The sequence below is a fragment of the Paenarthrobacter sp. AR 02 genome (genome assembly GCF_021538675.1).
Classification (GTDB): Bacteria; Actinomycetota; Actinomycetes; order Actinomycetales; family Micrococcaceae; genus Arthrobacter.
Genome location: NZ_JAJUKH010000001.1, coordinates 129837 through 147273, shown reverse-complemented (window position 1 = coordinate 147273; position 17437 = coordinate 129837). Strand labels below are relative to the sequence as shown.

Annotated in this window: 18 protein-coding genes; 5 read left to right on the top strand and 13 right to left on the bottom strand. The window is 62.1% G+C overall.

Annotated elements, in window-relative coordinates:
- Positions 1-24: 24 nt before the first annotated feature.
- Positions 25-915: a tRNA pseudouridine(38-40) synthase TruA gene (gene truA, locus LRQ04_RS00710; protein WP_235517115.1), complete on the top strand. Its 891-nt coding sequence runs from the start codon at positions 25-27 to the stop codon at positions 913-915.
- A gap of 25 nt (positions 916-940) precedes the next feature.
- On the opposite strand, the gene LRQ04_RS00705 is transcribed toward truA, so the two are convergent.
- The 11 genes from LRQ04_RS00705 to LRQ04_RS00655 form a co-directional block, all read right to left on the bottom strand.
- A complete protein-coding gene (locus LRQ04_RS00705) occupies positions 941-1375 on the bottom strand; it encodes a SipW-dependent-type signal peptide-containing protein (protein WP_235517114.1) in 435 nt (144 codons plus the stop codon).
- Positions 1376-1444: 69 nt separating this feature from the next.
- Positions 1445-2050 (bottom strand): TasA family protein, encoded by a 606-nt coding sequence (locus LRQ04_RS00700; RefSeq protein WP_235517113.1) that lies wholly within the window; start codon positions 2048-2050, stop codon positions 1445-1447.
- A gap of 285 nt (positions 2051-2335) precedes the next feature.
- Positions 2336-3733 carry a pilus assembly protein TadG-related protein gene (locus LRQ04_RS00695; protein ID WP_235517112.1) on the bottom strand — a complete coding sequence of 466 codons (1398 nt, stop codon included), beginning with the start codon at positions 3731-3733 and terminating at the stop codon, positions 2336-2338.
- An 8-nt stretch (positions 3734-3741) separates the two neighbouring features.
- Positions 3742-4197: a TadE/TadG family type IV pilus assembly protein gene (locus LRQ04_RS00690; RefSeq protein WP_235517111.1), complete on the bottom strand. Its 456-nt coding sequence runs from the start codon at positions 4195-4197 to the stop codon at positions 3742-3744.
- A gap of 17 nt (positions 4198-4214) precedes the next feature.
- Positions 4215-5096: a type II secretion system F family protein gene (locus LRQ04_RS00685; protein ID WP_235517110.1), complete on the bottom strand. Its 882-nt coding sequence runs from the start codon at positions 5094-5096 to the stop codon at positions 4215-4217.
- A 12-nt stretch (positions 5097-5108) separates the two neighbouring features.
- The gene (locus LRQ04_RS00680; protein ID WP_235518594.1) at positions 5109-6056 is read right to left on the bottom strand and encodes a type II secretion system F family protein; all 948 of its coding nucleotides are present in this window, start codon (positions 6054-6056) and stop codon (positions 5109-5111) included.
- Positions 6057-6061: 5 nt separating this feature from the next.
- A complete protein-coding gene (locus tag LRQ04_RS00675) occupies positions 6062-7495 on the bottom strand; it encodes a CpaF family protein (protein ID WP_235517109.1) in 1434 nt (477 codons plus the stop codon).
- Positions 7492-8685 carry an AAA family ATPase gene (locus LRQ04_RS00670; protein WP_235517108.1) on the bottom strand — a complete coding sequence of 398 codons (1194 nt, stop codon included), beginning with the start codon at positions 8683-8685 and terminating at the stop codon, positions 7492-7494. The genes LRQ04_RS00675 and LRQ04_RS00670 overlap by 4 nt, the downstream gene beginning before the upstream one ends.
- A complete protein-coding gene (gene cpaB / locus LRQ04_RS00665; RefSeq protein ID WP_235517107.1) occupies positions 8682-9410 on the bottom strand; it encodes a Flp pilus assembly protein CpaB in 729 nt (242 codons plus the stop codon). The genes LRQ04_RS00670 and cpaB overlap by 4 nt, the downstream gene beginning before the upstream one ends.
- A 151-nt stretch (positions 9411-9561) precedes the next feature.
- Positions 9562-9759, bottom strand: a complete 198-nt coding sequence (locus tag LRQ04_RS00660) for a Flp family type IVb pilin (protein WP_235517106.1) — start codon at positions 9757-9759, stop codon at positions 9562-9564.
- A gap of 336 nt (positions 9760-10095) precedes the next feature.
- Positions 10096-10740, bottom strand: coding sequence for an A24 family peptidase (locus LRQ04_RS00655; RefSeq protein WP_235517105.1), 645 nt, complete (start codon positions 10738-10740; stop codon positions 10096-10098).
- A gap of 287 nt (positions 10741-11027) precedes the next feature.
- On the opposite strand from LRQ04_RS00655, the gene rplM reads away from it, so the two are divergent.
- From rplM to glmM, 3 genes are all read left to right on the top strand, one after another.
- Positions 11028-11471 carry a 50S ribosomal protein L13 gene (gene rplM, locus LRQ04_RS00650; protein WP_011775554.1) on the top strand — a complete coding sequence of 148 codons (444 nt, stop codon included), beginning with the start codon at positions 11028-11030 and terminating at the stop codon, positions 11469-11471.
- Positions 11472-11509: 38 nt separating this feature from the next.
- Complete coding sequence (rpsI, locus tag LRQ04_RS00645; RefSeq protein ID WP_235517104.1) at positions 11510-12019, top strand: 30S ribosomal protein S9; 510 nt, start codon at positions 11510-11512, stop codon at positions 12017-12019.
- Positions 12020-12168: 149 nt separating this feature from the next.
- Positions 12169-13533 carry a phosphoglucosamine mutase gene (glmM, locus tag LRQ04_RS00640; protein WP_235517103.1) on the top strand — a complete coding sequence of 455 codons (1365 nt, stop codon included), beginning with the start codon at positions 12169-12171 and terminating at the stop codon, positions 13531-13533.
- Between the two features lie 65 nt (positions 13534-13598).
- Here the strand turns inward: glmM and LRQ04_RS00635 are convergent, their stop codons facing one another.
- The gene (locus LRQ04_RS00635) at positions 13599-14441 is read right to left on the bottom strand and encodes a D-alanyl-D-alanine carboxypeptidase family protein (RefSeq protein WP_235517102.1); all 843 of its coding nucleotides are present in this window, start codon (positions 14439-14441) and stop codon (positions 13599-13601) included.
- A 4-nt stretch (positions 14442-14445) separates the two neighbouring features.
- Positions 14446-15417: a type I pantothenate kinase gene (gene coaA, locus LRQ04_RS00630; protein WP_211711187.1), complete on the bottom strand. Its 972-nt coding sequence runs from the start codon at positions 15415-15417 to the stop codon at positions 14446-14448.
- A gap of 139 nt (positions 15418-15556) precedes the next feature.
- Here coaA and glmS point away from each other — a divergent pair, with 139 nt between their 5' ends.
- Entirely contained in the window at positions 15557-17437 is a 1881-nt protein-coding gene (gene glmS / locus LRQ04_RS00625) for a glutamine--fructose-6-phosphate transaminase (isomerizing) (protein WP_235517101.1), read from the top strand.

Here is a 17437-nt window from a genome sequence, read left to right as displayed (position 1 = left end):
ATTCTTCACAGTAGACTTAAGTCTATGAACGAACGAAAACCCGCTGCCCCCGTTATGGGGGGCGGCGGGTTTTTGCGTGTCCGGCTGGATCTCTCGTACGACGGCGGCCCTTTCAGCGGGTGGGCACTTCAGCCTGGTCTTCGCACGGTGCAGGGGTCGCTTGAGGAGGCACTGACGCTCCTGCTGCAGCGGCCCGTCCGCGTGACGGTTGCCGGCAGGACTGACGCCGGGGTCCATGCCCGTGGGCAGGTAGTTCACCTGGACCTGACCGAAGCCGAGTGGCTGGCACTGCCGCGAGGGCACGAACTCGATCCCGCCGTCGCGCTTTTGCGTCGTCTCCGTGGTGCGTTGAGCCGGATTCTTGGCGACCTGACCGGCGCTGTGGAGGTGCACGACGCCGGCCTGGCGCCTGAAGGTTTCGACGCCCGCTTTTCTGCGTTGTGGCGGAGGTACAGTTACCGGATTGCCGACGGTCCGGAGCGGTGGGACCCGGTCCTTCGAAGCATTACCCTGTGGCACAAGTCTGCGGTGGATGTCTCCGTGATGAACCACGGGGTGCAGGCACTGCTGGGACTCCAGGATTTTAGGTCCTACTGCAAACCCCGCGAAGGTGCCACGACAGTCCGTGAGCTGCAGAAGTTCTCCTTTGAACGGGGGAGCGACGGGGTCATTGTCGCGACCGTCCAGGCGGATGCCTTCTGCCACAACATGGTGCGCTCACTGGTTGGTTCTGCCCTGAGGGTGGGCGAGGGACTGGAGTCTCCCGAGTGGCTGCATGCCAGGCTTCTGGAACGAAAACGCGACGCCAAGTCCGTCCTTGCTGCGCCCCACCCGCTGGTGCTGGAAGAAGTCGCCTACCCCTCGGACAGCGAGCTGCTGGCACGGGCCGAACTGACGCGGGCGCGCCGGGAGTAGTTTCTCCTGTAGCCGCCGTTGGGTCTTAGCAGCTGAGTGAGCCTTTGAGGACTTTGCCGGTCCAGGTGTTGGTGCTGCCGGGGACTTTGTAGTAGCCGCGGATTTCGTAGGTCCAGGTTCCGATGACTTCGTAGCCGGAGGTGTAGGTTTTGCCGGCCGCTTTGCTGAGGTCGCCGGTGAATTCGAGGTTGCCGGAGCGGTCGAAGATTTTGATGTCGTGGTAGTTGGCGTTGGCCACGGTGCTGAACGAGTTCACGGTGACGGTGGCGCGGATCCCGAAGGAACACGTCATGGTCACGTTCGCGGCGGCCGGGACGGCGAGGCTCGCGGCGGTGTACTGCGGGGTGGCGCGCTCGACGTCGGTGAACGCGGCGAACGCTGCGGTGGGTGCTGCGATGAGGCCAAGGGCCACGACGGCGGCGATCACCAGGGTGCGCAGGAAGCTTGTCCGCGTGGTCATGGTGATCGCCCTCCTTCCGTGCCGGTTACGTGTGCTGGTTTTACCTGGTGGTGGTGTTACTTGGTGCTGTTACTTGGTGGTTTCGGTGCGTTGGGTGCCCGTGAAGGAGAAGCCGATGGTGGAGGTGGCGCCTTGGAAGGTGTCGCCGGCGGTGGTGGGGAACGCGGTGGTGACTTTGAGGTTGTCGGTCTTGTTCGAGGTCAGGGAGGTCAGGTTGTTCAGGGCCTTGTTCGCTGCGATCACAGGGCCGGAGGCCAGGACGGTGGTTTTGGTGCCGGTGCAGGTGTAGGGGGCTGCGGATCCGGTCCAGGCAACACTGCAGTTTTCGATGGTCAGCTGCAGGCCGTTGGTGGTGTCGGTGGTGAGCAGGGATCCGGTGGCGCCTGCGGAGGTGGTGAGGGTGACGTTGTTCAGGTCAGAGTTGCCGGTGTTGGCCAGGGTGACGAGCTTTTCGACTTTGTCGCCGGGCAGCAGGCCCGCGACGGGGACGTTGAGGGTGTTGTTGGCCCCGGTGCCCAGGGCGATAGTGACGGTGCCTGCGGTGACGGCCTGTGAGGCGGAGGTCGAGGAGGTGAACGCTCCGTAGGTTCCCATGCCGGCGACGGCGGCTGCGGTGCTGACCAGTGCGACGGAAGCGAGGATCTTGCCGGAGGTGGTCTTGAGGCTGATGGCCATGGGAATCAGTGTCCTTTCAGTGGGCCACCGCTACCGGCCGGCCTGGTCGTTTGCCGGCCTGTGTGGCTGACAAGAACTACTGTGCCGGGACCGGATCAAGAACCAATCCTGCAAACCGTCAACACTTCCTCAGGAAAACCTCAAGACACCCGCGAACCCTTTGCTGGATCGCAAGGTGTTGGGCAGACCCCCTCCCGGCTCTGGGTACCGGAAGGGGGCCCTATCGGCCGCCGTGGTCTGATCCACGGACGACCGGTCTTGAGGCGCTTGTTCAGATAGCCGGGATCATTCCGGCAACCTGATCAAGCGGGAGCTGGTGCTGATGGCGTTGACGGCCGATGCGAAGATGGGTCCCATCTCAGCGCCGGTTGCCGCGCAGAAGAAGTAGTCGCCGTCGGCGTTCTCGGTTGCCCTTAGCGCTGGCGTCGAGCAGTCGTTTGAGGCTGTGCTGGGAACGCCGGCAGATTTGGGTGAGGCCGCAGAAGCCAGGACAGTGCGGACCAAGTCGCTGCCGCTGCCGTTGCATCGGGCTGAGTTTGCATCACCAAATGCCACCGTGATGATGAGCAGCCCTTCGTTCTTGGCGTTGGTAGCAACGGCCTTGAGATTGTTGCAGGCCGTGGTGCCGTTGGAGCTTCCGAGTTCGGAGGTGGTGTTCAAATCCGTGGAGCCGCCGGTCACGTTCTCCTCGTTCGGTTCGCCGTCGGTTTCCAGGATGATGGCTTTCTTGGCCGGAGTTGAGCGCGTGGGCAGAGAGCTCAAATTGTTCGATGACTTACCCAACACGTATCGTGCAGCCGACTTAAGAGGTGCCGCCAGATAGGTCCCGGTGCCGGACGAGGACAAACAATTGAGGCCGCCCACAAGGGTGCTGCTGCTGTTCAAGGGCGGAACGCCGCCCGGTGTCGCAGGCGTATTTGTATAGTTGTTGGAGAACGGCACGGGCAGCCAGGGCCCGTCTGTCCGTGAGGTCGACGGAGAAGTAACACACGTTCCCGGGCTCGTTTTGCTGCGCCCGATGGTACCCAGGGCAACGTATTGCTGTTCCTTGGTCATGGTTTGCAGAGTGCTCTTGATGCCGGCAACCATCGCGTTCCGGTCCGCGTCGCTCATGCTTCCGGTCCGGTCCGCGACCATCACGATGTCCATGGGGTTTGGTATTTGGGCTCCACACGACCCCTTGCAGGCCGTGGAAGCCAATGAGCCCGTATTGCCGTTGTTCACTCCGATCACGGGAGCGAAGGCAAAGGGCACGTCCTTGGCTGCCGTCACGATGATGGTGTTGCACGTGTGCCCGCCGCCCGGCACGCAGGGAATGGAGCACAGCTTTTCGTCACACTTGGCCCCAGCAGTGGTGCCTGGATCGCACACATTGGGGACCTGGCCGCTGACCACGGTCTTCGATGCTCCGGATGATGCCACGAGGCACCGGAAGGAAACACTGGGATTCGCCTGGGGATCGTTGGACTTGGCATAGGCCACTGCGGCGGCTTGGGCCGCGGTGGGGTCGTTCGGCAAGGACCCAGCACCTGCGAGGGCTGCCGCGTCCAGGGCGTTGCTGAGATCCTGGCGCTCGTACGCCAGCTTCCCGAAGTCAAGGGCAAGAGCCAAGGCTGCGAACAGCAAGGGGACCAAGAGGGCAAAGATGACAATGGAGGCGCCGCGCTCTTCGGAGTCATGCATTCGTCGTTTCAGGCCGCGCATGTTCCACCGGTCCAGTTCTTGGAGCCTGAAGTCACCGTGGCGGTGCCTTCCATCTTCATGACGTATTTGGTTTCGGAGTAACTGTTAAGCATCCAAGAGAAGAAACCGCTGACGGAGCGCTGCGGGTAGCGAACGCAGACCACCAACTTCCCTGGCGCTCCACCCGTGGTGTCGACAACAAACTTTGTCTGGAGCTTGGTGGCGTCCAGGTTTCCCCTTGCGCTGTTCACGGACGCAATCACGTCACCCTGCGTTATGCCTTGGCGGGCTCCCTCACGAGCTGCTGCCTGAATGCCGATGTTTTCGCTGTAGAACAGGCCAAAGTCGATGACCCCCAAGAGCATGGTCAGCAGCAGGGGAAGAATGATGGCGAACTCCACCACTGAGGCACCCCTCTGATGATCGTCGCGCTTAGACGGGTTGCGTCTGCATGACCTGGACATCGGACTCTCCTTTGGCTTCAGAGCTTGGCGAACGTGCTGATGGCGTTGATAACCGCAGGGCCAAGAATGATGATGAAAAGCGGGGGAAAAATGAAAAGAATCAAGGGAAAGACCACAGCCACCGGAAGCTTCATCGCCTTTTCCTCGGCCCGGAGCCGCCGCTTGATCCGCATCTGCTCGGCCTGTGGCTTCAGGATCCTGGCAATCGACAATCCTTGGATATCGGCTTGGACGATTGCTCCGACAAAGCTCCGGACGTCCGGCACCGTGCACCGCTCTGCCAGGGCTTTGTAGGCTTCCTTCCTGGAGCGGCCGGCCTGGATATCCTGCAGCGTTCGGACAAGTTCGTCAGCCAGGGGGCCGTTTCCGCTTGCCCCGACCCTCGACAACGCTGCTTCGAATCCGAGGCCCGCCTCAACCGAGACCAACAGTTGGTCGAGCACGTTGGGCAAGTCCTTTTGGATCCGCGCCTGACGCTTGGTTCCGTTGTTGTACACGAGCAGGTCCGGGAGGAAGTAGCAGGCCGAAGCAAGCGCCAACGTGAGCAGGATTCCTTGTGGGGAACGGGTGCCGCCAAGGAGCAGTGCGGCCAGACCGCCACCCAAAGCTGCGAGTGGCTTGATGGCAAGGAGCCTATCGAGTGGCATGGAGGCCGGCCGTCCGGCGTTGGCGAGAATCCGGTCCAGACGGGTTATGTACTTGTCCGGCGTCAGGCTCCTGGAGAGCCGAAGAAGCAAACCCGGCCCTTTGGAGCGTGCCTTCGCCTGCTGTTGCGCCACTGCGTTGAGACGTGTCCGGATCAACCGCCCGGAACTGCGGTCGACGGCGACCAGCGACCATGCGAAGTAGGAAGCTGGGAGAATCACGGCGGCGATCATCAGCCAGACGAAAGTAGTCATGCTGGCAACCTCCTAGAACTCGATCTTGACCATGCGGCTGATCCAAAAGGATCCAATGGCCATCATGATGACCCCAAGGACAATGAACACCCAGCCCAGCAAAGACTGGGTAAGTACGGCCATGTAGCCCGGGTTGGCGATATTGAGGAAACCTGCGACGACGAAGGGCAGCGCAATGAGGATGTAGGCGGAGAATTTGCCTTCGGCTGCCAGTGCGCGAACCTGCCCCTTGATTTGTGCCCGCTCCCGGACAGTCTCGCCAACGTGGTCCAGGACGCCGGCCAAATCGCCACCTACCTCGCGGTTGATTTCGATGGCTTGGCTCAGCCATTCGAAATCCTCGCACTGCATCCGCCGGCCAACATCGGCCATGGACTCCGATACCGGCCGCCCTACCCGGTTCTCGTTGACGATCCGGGCGAGTTCCTGGGACATGGGGGCCGGCATCTCCAAACTGGCGCTTTGCAGGCTCTGGGTGATGCCGTGACCGGCCCGCAAACTGCCGGAAAGAGCCAGCAGCATATCGCTGAGTTGGTTGCCGAAGGCCGTCCTGCGCCGGCCGGTCCGCACTTTGACGATGAGAAGTGCCGCGAGGGGCGAGAGGAAGGCGAAGACCACGGCAAGGATGAACCCGTGGAGCAGGAAACCCATGAGGCCGGTCACCAGGCTGCCGATGAGGATCAGGACGGAGAACTCCGAGGGCTTGCTGGTGATCCCGGCGTCGTTGAGTGCTTCGAGGCCAAAGATGCCACCCCCTGCCCGGCCCGCCCGTCGTTCCGCAGCGGAAACGGTCGCACCACCGGGCTTGGCGGTTACCTGCGTTCCGGTGTCCGGAGCCGATGGCCGCCGCCTGCTGACATCTATGTCCTGGTAGCTGGGCCTGAGGGAAACAAACAAGACCAGCAGAACAGCCACCAGGATCGCCGCCGCACCGACAAGGAGCACATAGTCCGGAACCATGAGGCTCACCGCCCTGTCTTCTGCGGAGCCGGCATGAAAATGTTCGGCGGAAGGTAGGTGCCCATGTTCGCGAGTTTCTCCACGAATCGGGGTCGGATGCCGGTAGGAACCGTTCGTCCGACGAACCTGCCTTCCGAGTCCACCCCAGCGGCATAGTCAAAGGTAAAGCAGTCCTGAAGCGTCACAACATCGCCTTCCATCCCCAGGACCTCGGTGATGTGCGTGACGCGACGCGTCCCATCCTTCAGCCTGCTGAGTTGGACGATGATGTGCACCGCACTGGCGATCTGTTCCCGGATGGCCCTGAGAGGGAGCTCCATGCCGGCCATGAGTACCAAGGTTTCCATGCGTGCCACCGCGTCCCGCGGCGAGTTGGAGTGGACTGTGGAGATTGAGCCGTCATGGCCGGTATTCATTGCCTGGAGCATGTCCAGTGCCTCGCCGCCGCGAACTTCACCGACCACTATCCTGTCTGGTCGCATGCGAAGGGAGTTTCGGACCAGATCCCGGATGGACACAGCGCCGCGGCCTTCGGTGTTGGCGGGCCGGCTCTCCAGCCGGACCACATGGCTCTGCTGGAGTTGGAGTTCCACCGCGTCTTCGATGGTGACGATCCGTTCCTCCTCGGGGATGAAGGAGGACAGGACGTTGAGGAGCGTGGTCTTGCCGGTGCCCGTACCGCCGGAGACGATGACGTTCAGGCGGGCCTTGACGCACGCATCCAGAACCTGGGCCATGTCCGGAGAGATCGAATCGAAGCGGACCAGGTCTTCAACGGTCAGCGGCACCGCGGAGAACTTCCGGATGGTGAGGGACGGGCCGTCCACTGCCAGTGGGGGAATGACGGCATTGACGCGCGATCCATCCTGCAAGCGCGCGTCAACCAGGGGAGAGGACTCGTCGATGCGCCGGCCGATGCGGGAGACGATGCGCTCAATGACCCGCCGCAAATGTGAGTCCGAGCTGAACGTAGTGCCCGTCGGATGCAGGCGGCCGGCGCGCTCTACGTAAATGCTCCGCGCCCCGTTGACCATGATTTCGGTGACCAGAGGATCATCCAACAGCTTCTGGAGTGGGCCCAGGCCCAGAACTTCATCCACAATCTCCCGGATGAGCCGGCGTCGTTCCTCCGGAGTGAGGGGGACTTGCTCGTCGTCGATGAACTCGCTGAGGGCCTCACGGACCATCCTGCGGACGTCGCCTTCGTCGAGGGATGAATCAGTGATCCGGCTTCCAAGACGGCCGGTGATGTCCTCGGCGGCGCGTTTCTTGATTCCGGCAAGAGCATCGGTGGAGCCCTTCCGGGGAGTGTCGGTGACATGCAGGGAGGAAACACTTCCGGTGTCTTCGTGCGCCGATTGGCCCAAGGCGGTGGCTCCCGACATCGTAGTTCCCTCGGGGGAAATGCGGGCCGCTTCAAGACGGTTGATGAGGCTCATGACACTGCCACCCTTCTGCGGGAATTCTTGGATTCGACCTGCATGGACCCAGCCGCCATTTTTTCCACGAGAGCCTTGAGGCCCTTCCCCACAGGATCGCGCCGCCCGGACTGGAGCATCGGGATGCCGGCATTGGTGGAGAACGGAACAGCCCGTGACTGTGGGAGCACCACGCCTACCGGCAATCCGACGGTGGCTTCGACGTCCTTGACCGTGAGGCCGCTTCTCTTGTCCGCGAAGTTGAGGACAAGGGTGTTTGAAGGCGGCAACAGATCCAGCTGCCGCAATACGTCCAGTCCGTGATTGAGGCCGCGGATGCTCGGGATATCCATGCCGCAAACCCAGACTCCGTCGGTGGCCAGTTCGAGCACGGCCAAGACCACATCTCCCAAACCAGGTGAGGTGTCCAGAATGACGTACGGGAATTCCAACGACAATTGATTGATCAGCGTGGCGACCTGGGCCGGCTTGATGAGATCTGCGTCGGCCGGTCGCAGCGGAGCGCACATGGCGTATGCGCCACTCGGGTGGGGGGTCAGGAAAGCCTTCAGCACCATGGTGTCTGAGGATGCTGCGCCGGAAACGGCGTCGTTGATGGTGTAGTTCGGTTCCAGTCCGAGTCCGGACGCGACGTCGCCAAACTGGAGATCAAGGTCCACGATGACCGCCCCCATGGGCGCGGTCTTGGCCAAGCCGACAGCGAGATTGGTGGACACTGTGGTCTTTCCTACACCGCCCTTCGGCGACATGACTGAGATGACGCGGCCGCGGGATTGTGCTTGATGGGAATCATCGCTTCCGGCGTGCTTGCGCCCCTTGGCAGTCATTGAGGCCCGTTCCAGCGCCAGGCTCAGTTGGGAGAGGTCGCCACCGGGATCAATGACGTCGCGAATGCCTGAGCGTAGCGCTGCCAACGTCAGTTCAGTGTTGGATGGAGCGGCCAGGACCACCACAATCTCCGGGTACCCGGCATCCAGCCCGTTCGCCAGCCTGAGCCAGTGCTCGGTGAGGACGTCAGGGCCTATCACCAGGACGTCGACCGGCCCGCCCACGTTCCGACTCAACACATCGGCCGGTGTCCCGTCGGCGCACCCCGCACTGAGAACCTGGAATTCGTGTGCTGAATCAAGGGCCAGAGCCAGCCCCTGTTCGAAGTCAGCTGATCCGGTGAGGGCCAGGAAGCGGCTCATTGGAAGATCCCGTTGGTGCTCACAGCGGTCTTGGTGCCCTCCGGCGTGGTGGCCGATTGCTTGGTCAGCCAGATGTTGCCGGTCCTGGCACTCAGGATCACCTTTGCAGCGTCGGTGGAATTGCGGGCCAGCGTCACGAAGGACGATCCGCTGGGAACAGCAGAGGTGCCTTCTGCCGTAGTTTCAGCAGGCGCTGGTGCTTGCTGGACAGCGGTGACCAGAACCTTGTCGAACACCAATTGGGTATTGGCGATCTGCTGGTTGGCCGGGTCGGTCAAGGTGACGAACAGACCCACGAGATCGCCGGCACGAAGGGTGCCGCCAACGACGCTTTCAGGCGGAAGGACGATGGTGACCTCCTGCATGCCCTCCGGTACGGGAACAGACCCCGGAGTAATACGTTCGCTGGGGTTAATGAGCCTGCTGCCCAGGAGTTGCTCGCCGGGTTCCAAAGCAACAGAGGTCACCTTCCCGCTGCCAAGATCAAGCGAAGTCAGGGCGCCATCGGCTTTTGCGGTACTCGGCATGGGCCGGAGCCGGATGTAGGAGCTGAGCTCCTGAACAGTTGTGCCGGCGGGAACCGGCTTTTCCACAACGACCACGTCAACAGGATCCAAGGATGCCTGTGCCCTGCGGTCAGCATTGGATACGTAATTCACCAACAACACTGTGCCGATGATCGCCAGGACAAGCGCAGCGATGCCCCCGATTAATCGCGATTTCATGATTGTTTCCTCACCTTGAACACCTCAATAGCTTCTGGTGCACGGGAAGTAGGATCAGCGGCCCATCCCCGTTACGACTCTGCCGGCCGTCCCGTTGGGGAGGACAACCGGCAGAGGGACTGTCTGGTGACGAGTAGTCAGCTTCGAACGGCTACGGCAGTTTCCCGTTGATCGTGGTGAATGCCTCGTTAAGATTCGTTCCGAGCGCCCCGACGGCGATGATGATCGCAACTGCGATCAGCGCAACCATGATGCCGTACTCGACGGCGGTTGCACCCTTCTCTTCGTTGGTGAAGCGATCCTTGACGCCGGCGACGAAGGCCATCATGTTGAACATAAGAGTGTTCATTGTAAAATCCTTCCCAGATTTTTGTTTATGAAAATTGCCGAGTTATAGGTCCAGCAAATTATCGGAATTTGCTCGATTCCCGAACTACCCCCATGTAGCTTTTAGCGGTTCGGAATTCGATAAGACAAGAATTGCTTCCCGGGAGTGCGTTGAACAATGCGTAGTCGTACTCAAATTTCACGGGGGCCTGATTGCGGGTACTCGATGCCGGCAAGGGAGGTACTCAGTTTTGAGGGAGAAGCGGGCCGTGGACTACTCGGAAAAAACAGGGTGCTTAGCAACTTCAGGCAGCTCGAGGGCAGGGTTCAGCACTAAAAGTCGTCAGTACTCGTAAAGCTAGTTGAGGAGAAGGATGACGCCCACGGCCGCGCTCAGCATTGCCGGCCCGTGGGCTGTTTCCCGTGGCTTTTGGCGGTTTCCCATGCGTAACATCAGCACCGTCAGTACCCCGCCCACCACGAACCCCAGCAGGGCGCCGTAGAAAAGCTGCTGCCATCCCAAGTAGCCCAAGTACAGCCCGAGGGGTGCTGCGAGCTTCACGTCGCCCATTCCGATGCTTCCCGGTGAAAAAAGTCCCAGAATCAAGTAGCAGGCGAACAAGATGGCCCCACCGGCAAGGGCCCGGAGCAGGTCGCTCCACGCAGGAGCGAGGGTTGCGGCGGCCGTCAGAAGGCACGCACCGCCGCCCAATAAGCTCAGGACCAGTCGATTCGGCAGCAAATGCAGCGCGAAATCAATACGGGAAAGCTGTACCCCTAAAAGCGCCAGGAAAAGAAATGCCGGCAATTCGGCAGAAAAGCCAAACCGCCACGCGAGCAAGCCAAACAGCAAGGCGGTGAGTGCCGCCGTCGTGATCCGGACCTTGGGGGAGGGGAGTCCGCCAAGCCGCGGCAGCCAGGCGTGGATGAGGGACTCGGCCAGGGGGCTCAACAGCAGACCGGACAGGGCAAGCAGGAGCGGCAAGGCAAGTCCATCGGTCACGTGTTCCCCCTCATTAACACAGGTACGCCCCTGTGCGGTAACCCCATTTTGACCCGGGCGCCCCGTTGAAGGTATTGTTTAGAGTCGTTGTGCGTGTCCTATCTCGATGACACATGCCTTTTGGGGGATCCAGTTGCAGGATCGCTAACTCCTGAGGCATTTCGAGATCCTGGGATGACTGGTACATAGAGCCCTCACCTCTGCTCCGGTAGCGCATACATAGTAGGTACACGCCTTATTGCGTGTCGCCTAAAACATGAACGCCAGAACAAGAACGAGGCAAAACCGTGCGTACGTACACCCCGAAGCCCGGCGATATCAACCGCCAGTGGCACGTCATTGACGCCACCGACGTTGTCCTTGGTCGTCTTGCCAGCCAGACCGCAACACTGCTGCGCGGAAAGCACAAGCCGACCTTTGCGTCCCACATGGACATGGGCGACTTCGTCATCATCATCAACGCTGAAAAGGTTGCCCTCACCGGCGCCAAGCTGGAGCAGAAGCGCGCATACCGCCACTCCGGTTACCCGGGCGGCCTGACCTCCGTCAACTACGCCGAACTGTTGGAATCCAACCCGGTTCGCGCTGTTGAGAAGGCCATCAAGGGCATGCTCCCCAAGAACTCCCTCGCAGCTCAGCAGCTGGGCAAGCTCAAGGTCTACGCAGGCCCGGAGCACCCCCACGCTGCACAGCAGCCGAAGACTTTCGAAATCACCCAGGTCGCCCAGTAGTCCTGGCCACCAACCAACTTTTCATTACAAGGAGAACCGTGGCTCAGAACGAAGAACTGACCGCCGAAGCCGTCGAGGCCGAGGAAACCCTCACCAGCTACACCTCTGAAAGCAGCGCCGCTGCTGACGATGCTCCCAAGAAGGAGCGCCCGGCACTGACCGTTGCCGGCGCAGCTGTTGGCCGCCGCAAGGAAGCCGTTGCACGCGTTCGCGTCGTACCGGGCTCCGGCAAGTGGACCATCAACGGCCGCACGCTGGAAAACTACTTCCCGAACAAGCTGCACCAGCAGGACGTCAACGAACCCTTCAAGATCCTTGACCTTGAAGGCGCCTACGACGTCATCGCCCGTATCCACGGCGGTGGCATCTCCGGCCAGGCCGGTGCACTGCGCCTCGGTGTTGCTCGCTCGTTGAACGAGATCGACGTCGACAACAACCGCGCAACCCTCAAGAAGGCCGGTTACTTGAGCCGTGACGCCCGCGTCATCGAGCGCAAGAAGGCTGGTCTCAAGAAGGCACGTAAGGCTCAGCAGTACTCCAAGCGTTAATTCGCTGCACGAAAGCCCGTTCCGCCACTGTGGCGGGGCGGGCTTTCGCCGTTTAAGGCGGCCCACGGGCGCCTGGATTGGGGTTCCAGTGTGACTCTCCGATGCGTCCCTGAACTGATGGCGTCCCGTCGTCGTCTAAACTTGAGCCGATGTCTAGATTATTTGGAACAGATGGCGTGCGCGGTCTCGCGAACGGATTGCTTACTGCTGAGCTGGCTATGCAGCTTGCCCAGGCCGCCGCCGTCGTACTCGGCCATGACCGCGCAACCAACGGCAAGCGGCCCCGCGCCGTCGTCGCCAGGGACCCCAGGGCGAGCGGTGAGTTCCTCGCCGCGGCCGTCGAAGCAGGGCTTTCCAGCTCCGGCATCGACGTCTACGACGCCGGTGTCCTGCCGACCCCCGCCGCCGCTTACCTGGTTGCAGACCTGGACGCTGACTTTGGGGTCATGCTCTCGGCCTCCCACAATCCCGCGCCTGACAACGGGATCAAGTTCTTCGCCCGTGGCGGCCAGAAGCTCCCCGACGACGTCGAGGACGCCATCGAGGCCCAGCTGGGTCAGGAGCCGCAGCGCCCGGTAGGTGCCGACGTCGGACGCATCCAGCGGTTCTCCGACGCCGAAGACCGTTACATCGTCCACCTCCTTGGAACCCTGCCCAAGCGCCTTGACGGCCTGAAGGTCGTTCTCGACTGCGCCCACGGTGCAGCCAGCGGGTGCTCGCCGCAGGTGTTCAAGGACGCCGGTGCCGAGGTTGTGGTGATTGGTGCTGAACCGGATGGCCTGAACATCAACGAGGGCGTCGGGTCCACCCATCTGGGCCCGCTGAAGGAAGCTGTTGTAAAGCACGGAGCGGACCTCGGCATTGCGCACGACGGCGACGCCGACCGCTGCCTGGCGGTGGACCACGAAGGCAACGAGGTGGACGGTGACCAGATCATGGCGATCCTGGCCCTTGCCCTCAAGGACTCAGGGAAGCTCAAGGACAACGTCCTGGTAGCCACAGTCATGAGCAACCTTGGCCTCAAAATCGCCCTCCGCGAAGCCGGAATCACCATCCTCGAAACGGCAGTGGGCGACCGCTACGTGCTTGAGGGAATGCGCGACGGCGGCTACAACCTCGGTGGCGAGCAGTCCGGCCACGTGATCTTCTCCGACTACGCAACCACGGGCGACGGTGTCCTGACCGGCCTCCAGCTTGCAGCGCAGGTAGCCCTGACCGGCCGCAGCCTCAAGGAACTAGCCACTGCGATGACCAAGCTCCCGCAGCTCATGATTAACGTCAAGGGCGTGGACAAGGCCCGTGCAGGTACCGATGAAGGCGTTGCTGCTGCGGTTGCCGCTGCGGAACTCGCATTGGGTGAGACCGGCCGCGTGTTGCTTCGCCCGTCCGGTACCGAAGCCCTGGTGCGCGTCATGGTGGAGGCCGCCGACATGGAAACTGCTGAGCGGATCTGTACGGGTCTTGCAGCTGTTGTCCGCGAACGATTGGGCGCTTCCAGCGAATTGGCCGTCTAAGAAACGAAATGGCCCGCTCCCTGATTCATCGGGGAGCGGGCCATTCTTCTTTAAAACACAAACACTTAGAGGTAGTCCGGCGCCGCTTCGAGCCCGAAGTACTCCTCCAAGGTGGCGATACCGCGTGCCGCCATATCCGTTGCCGCTTCCACGCCGACGTAACGCAGGTGCCAGGACTCGTAGAAGTAGCCGGTGGTTTCGTGGAACATCCACGGGTACCTGACCACGAAGCCGAATTTGCTTGCGTTGGCTTTGGCCCACACGGCGGCGGGCTGTTCAGCGAAACACGGCTGGAAGCTGCAGGCGCCCCCACCGTCGCCGATGTCGAAGGCCCAGCCTGTTTGGTGTTCGGAGTGTCCGGGGCGGGCGGATGCGCGGTCGGCGGCTGTTTGTCCCGTGCTGGCGACATAGCCGTTGTAGGTGGCTACTTGGGTGGTATAGGAGCGGTAGCCCGATGCCAACGTCATGATGACGCCCTCCGCGGCTGCGGCGCCGAACATCTTCTCTGCGGCAGCCGCCGTCGTGCTGTTGACCAATGACGCTTCGCCGCTGACGGCGAGCCGGATGTTGGGTTGCACGAGATCCGCGGGAACGAAGTTCTGCGGGTTCAGCGGCCGGTGCTTGTTCACGACTACCCAGGGGCTGGTCGGGTCGGTGAGGGAGAATCGTGGGGCGGCAGCGCTCGACGGCGTGGCGCTGGGTAGCGGAGTCGCCGCGACGTCGGTGGGGGTGACGGCAGGCGACGCGGACGTGGCCGTCACGGTGGGGCTCGGAGATCCAATGGGGGTATCGGCCGCAGCGGTTGAGGGCGTGTTGCTGGCCGGCGTGCAGGCTGACAATGCGAGCAGCCCGGCGCCGGATGTGAGCAGGCCTGTAAAGGCCCTGCGGCTTGGTTGCTGGATGGCCAAGGGATCAGACCTTCCGGAGGAGCATACGGCGGATTGAGTGGTCTGCATCCTTGGTGAGCACCAGTTGGGCCCGTCCACGGGTCGGCAGCACGTTCTCCTCGAGGTTCGGCTCGTTAATTCGCTTCCAGATGCCGCGCGCCGTCGATTCGGCGTCGTCGTCGGAGAGCGTGGCATAACGGTGGAAGTAGGATTCGGGCTGCGCGAAAGCCGTACTGCGGAGCTTGCGGAAACGGTCCACGTACCATTCCTCGATGTATGAGGTTTTGGCGTCCACATAGATGGAGAAGTCGAAGAAATCGCTGACGGCCAATCCCTGCTTGCCGTCCATGCGGGGACGCGCCGGAGCCAGAACGTTCAGGCCTTCGACGATCAGGACATCGGGACGCCGGACCACGACTTCCTTACCGGGCACGATGTCGTACGTGACGTGCGAGTACCAGGGCGCGCGTACTTCCTCCGCACCTCCCTTGACCTCCGAAACGAAGCGGAGGAGCCCGCGGCGGTCGTAGGACTCGGGGAAACCCTTGCGTTCGAGCAGGTGGCGCCGTTTCAGCTCAGCCAGGGGGTAGAGGAAGCCGTCAGTGGTGATGAGTTCCACATTGGGCGTACCGGGCCAGCGCCTGAGCATTTCCCGGAGCACGCGGGCGATGGTCGACTTGCCTACGGCAACGGAACCTGCGACGCCGATGACGAAGGGAGTGCGCTGTGTCTGCTCGCCCAGGAACGTGGTGGTGGCGGCGTGGAGTTGGTGGGAAGCCTGCACGTACAGGTGGAGAAGCCGCGAAAGGGGTAGGTAAACTTCCCGGACTTCCTTCATGTCGAGGGGGTCGCCGAGGCCCCGGAGACGGAATATGTCCTCTTCGTTGAGGGGCTGCTCCATCTGTGCTGCAAGCCTGGACCAGGTCTGGCGGTCCAGCTCAACAAACGGGGAAGCGCCGTCGCCATTAGCTTCGGTGCGTTGCAAAGTCACGCTCATGATTCTGCCCTCCGCGGGGCGGATCAGGAAATGCGCGACGACGGGAGGGTGAATTATGAGTGACCTGGCTCTCGTCATATAGCCTAAGAGCTGGGACGTCCCACATCAGTTGTTTGCATGAGCCGCTAAGCTTGAGCCCATGTGTGGAATCGTAGGCTATGTTGGCAATTCGTCCCGTAAGGCAGCTGGTCACAGCGCCCTGGACGTCGTTGTGGAGGGGCTGCGTCGTCTTGAGTACCGCGGCTATGACTCCGCCGGCGTCGCAGTGGTGGCTGACGGCACCATCTCGTCCCGTAAGAAGTCCGGAAAACTGAGCAACCTGATTGGCGAGCTCGAAGCAAACCCCATCCCGGAGTCCCTGACCGGCATCGGTCACACCCGCTGGGCGACGCACGGCGGACCAACCGACCGTAACGCGCACCCGCACCTCTCCGACGGCGGCCGCTTGGCCGTGATTCACAACGGCATCATTGAAAACTTCGCCGAGCTCAAGCAGGAGCTCCTCGGCAAGGGCGTCACCTTCGAATCGGAAACCGACACCGAAGTAGCGGCTGCACTCATCGGCGACATCTTCCGTACCCAACTCAACGACGGCGGCAGCCTCACCGAGGCCATGCGCCTCGCCTGCCAGCGCCTTGAGGGTGCCTTCACCCTCCTGGCCGTCCACGCGGACCAGCCCGACGTCGTCGTGGCCGCCCGCCGCAACTCCCCGCTGGTCGTAGGCCTGGGCGAGGGCGAGAACTTCCTCGGCTCCGACGTCTCCGGCTTCATCGACTACACCCGCCGTGCCGTGGAACTGGGCCAGGACCAGATCGTCACCATCTCGGCTGATTCGGTGGAGATCACCGACTTCTTCGGCGCACCGGCCGAAGGCAAGGAATACCACGTTGACTGGGACCCGGCATCGGCAGAAAAGGGTGGGTTCAACTCCTTCATGGAGAAGGAAATCCACGACCAGCCTGACGCCGTAGCGCAGACCCTCCTGGGACGTTCGGACCTTGACGGCAAGCTGACCCTGGATGAGCTCCGCATCGACCCGGAGCTGCTTAAGCAGGTCAACAAGATCATCGTCCTCGCTTGCGGCACCGCGGCCTACGCCGGCCTGGTTGCCAAGTACGCGATCGAGAACTGGTGCCGCATCCCCACGGAAGTGGAGCTCGCACACGAGTTCCGTTACCGCGACCCGATCGTCGATTCCAACACGCTGGTGGTCTCCATCAGCCAGTCCGGCGAAACCATGGATACGCTGATGGCCGTCCGCTACGCCCGCGAACAGGGCGCAAAGACCATTTCCATCTGCAACACCAACGGTTCCACCATCCCGCGTGAATCCGACGCCGTGCTCTACACGCACGCAGGCCCGGAGATCGCCGTCGCGTCCACCAAGGCGTTCCTGGCGCAGATCACTGCCGCTTACCTGTTGGGCCTGTACCTGGCCCAGCTGCGTGGCAACATCTTCTCCGGCCAGATCAAGGACGTCCTCGCGGACCTGTCCAAGATCCCGGCCAAGATCCAGCACATCCTGGACAACGCAGGCCCCCTCCGCGAGCTCGCCCGCAGCATGAAGGACGAAAAGTCCGTCTTGTTCCTGGGCCGCCACGTAGGCTACCCGGTAGCCCTCGAAGGTGCCTTGAAGCTCAAGGAAATTGCGTACATCCACGCAGAAGGCTTCGCAGCCGGCGAGCTCAAGCACGGCCCGATCGCCCTGATCGACGACGGCCAGCCCGTCTTCGTCGTGGTGCCGTCCCCGCGTGGCCGCGACTCCCTGCACTCCAAGGTCGTCAGCAACATCCAGGAAGTCCGCGCACGTGGCGCCCGCACCCTGGTGATTGCCGAGGAAGGCGACGAGTCGGTCAAGGACTACGCAGAGCAGGTGTTCTACGTTCCTGAGACGCCCACCCTGTTGATGCCGCTGCTCACCACGGTTCCGCTGCAGATCTTTGCCGCTGAACTTGCCGGTGCCAAGGGTTACGACGTCGACCAGCCGCGTAACCTTGCCAAGAGCGTGACCGTAGAATAA

Coding starts and splice junctions, on each gene's coding strand:
- LRQ04_RS00660 (WP_235517106.1), bottom strand. CDS start 9,759: ATGAACACTCTTATGTTCAACATGATGGCCTTCGTCGCCGGCGTCAAG.
- truA (WP_235517115.1), top strand. CDS start 25: ATGAACGAACGAAAACCCGCTGCCCCCGTTATGGGGGGCGGCGGGTTT.
- LRQ04_RS00695 (WP_235517112.1), bottom strand. CDS start 3,733: ATGCATGACTCCGAAGAGCGCGGCGCCTCCATTGTCATCTTTGCCCTC.
- coaA (WP_211711187.1), bottom strand. CDS start 15,417: ATGAGCGTGACTTTGCAACGCACCGAAGCTAATGGCGACGGCGCTTCC.
- LRQ04_RS00690 (WP_235517111.1), bottom strand. CDS start 4,197: ATGTCCAGGTCATGCAGACGCAACCCGTCTAAGCGCGACGATCATCAG.
- LRQ04_RS00680 (WP_235518594.1), bottom strand. CDS start 6,056: ATGGTTCCGGACTATGTGCTCCTTGTCGGTGCGGCGGCGATCCTGGTG.
- LRQ04_RS00685 (WP_235517110.1), bottom strand. CDS start 5,096: ATGACTACTTTCGTCTGGCTGATGATCGCCGCCGTGATTCTCCCAGCT.
- LRQ04_RS00705 (WP_235517114.1), bottom strand. CDS start 1,375: ATGACCACGCGGACAAGCTTCCTGCGCACCCTGGTGATCGCCGCCGTC.
- glmS (WP_235517101.1), top strand. CDS start 15,557: ATGTGTGGAATCGTAGGCTATGTTGGCAATTCGTCCCGTAAGGCAGCT.
- LRQ04_RS00675 (WP_235517109.1), bottom strand. CDS start 7,495: ATGAGCCTCATCAACCGTCTTGAAGCGGCCCGCATTTCCCCCGAGGGA.
- cpaB (WP_235517107.1), bottom strand. CDS start 9,410: ATGAAATCGCGATTAATCGGGGGCATCGCTGCGCTTGTCCTGGCGATC.
- glmM (WP_235517103.1), top strand. CDS start 12,169: ATGTCTAGATTATTTGGAACAGATGGCGTGCGCGGTCTCGCGAACGGA.
- LRQ04_RS00670 (WP_235517108.1), bottom strand. CDS start 8,685: ATGAGCCGCTTCCTGGCCCTCACCGGATCAGCTGACTTCGAACAGGGG.
- LRQ04_RS00700 (WP_235517113.1), bottom strand. CDS start 2,050: ATGGCCATCAGCCTCAAGACCACCTCCGGCAAGATCCTCGCTTCCGTC.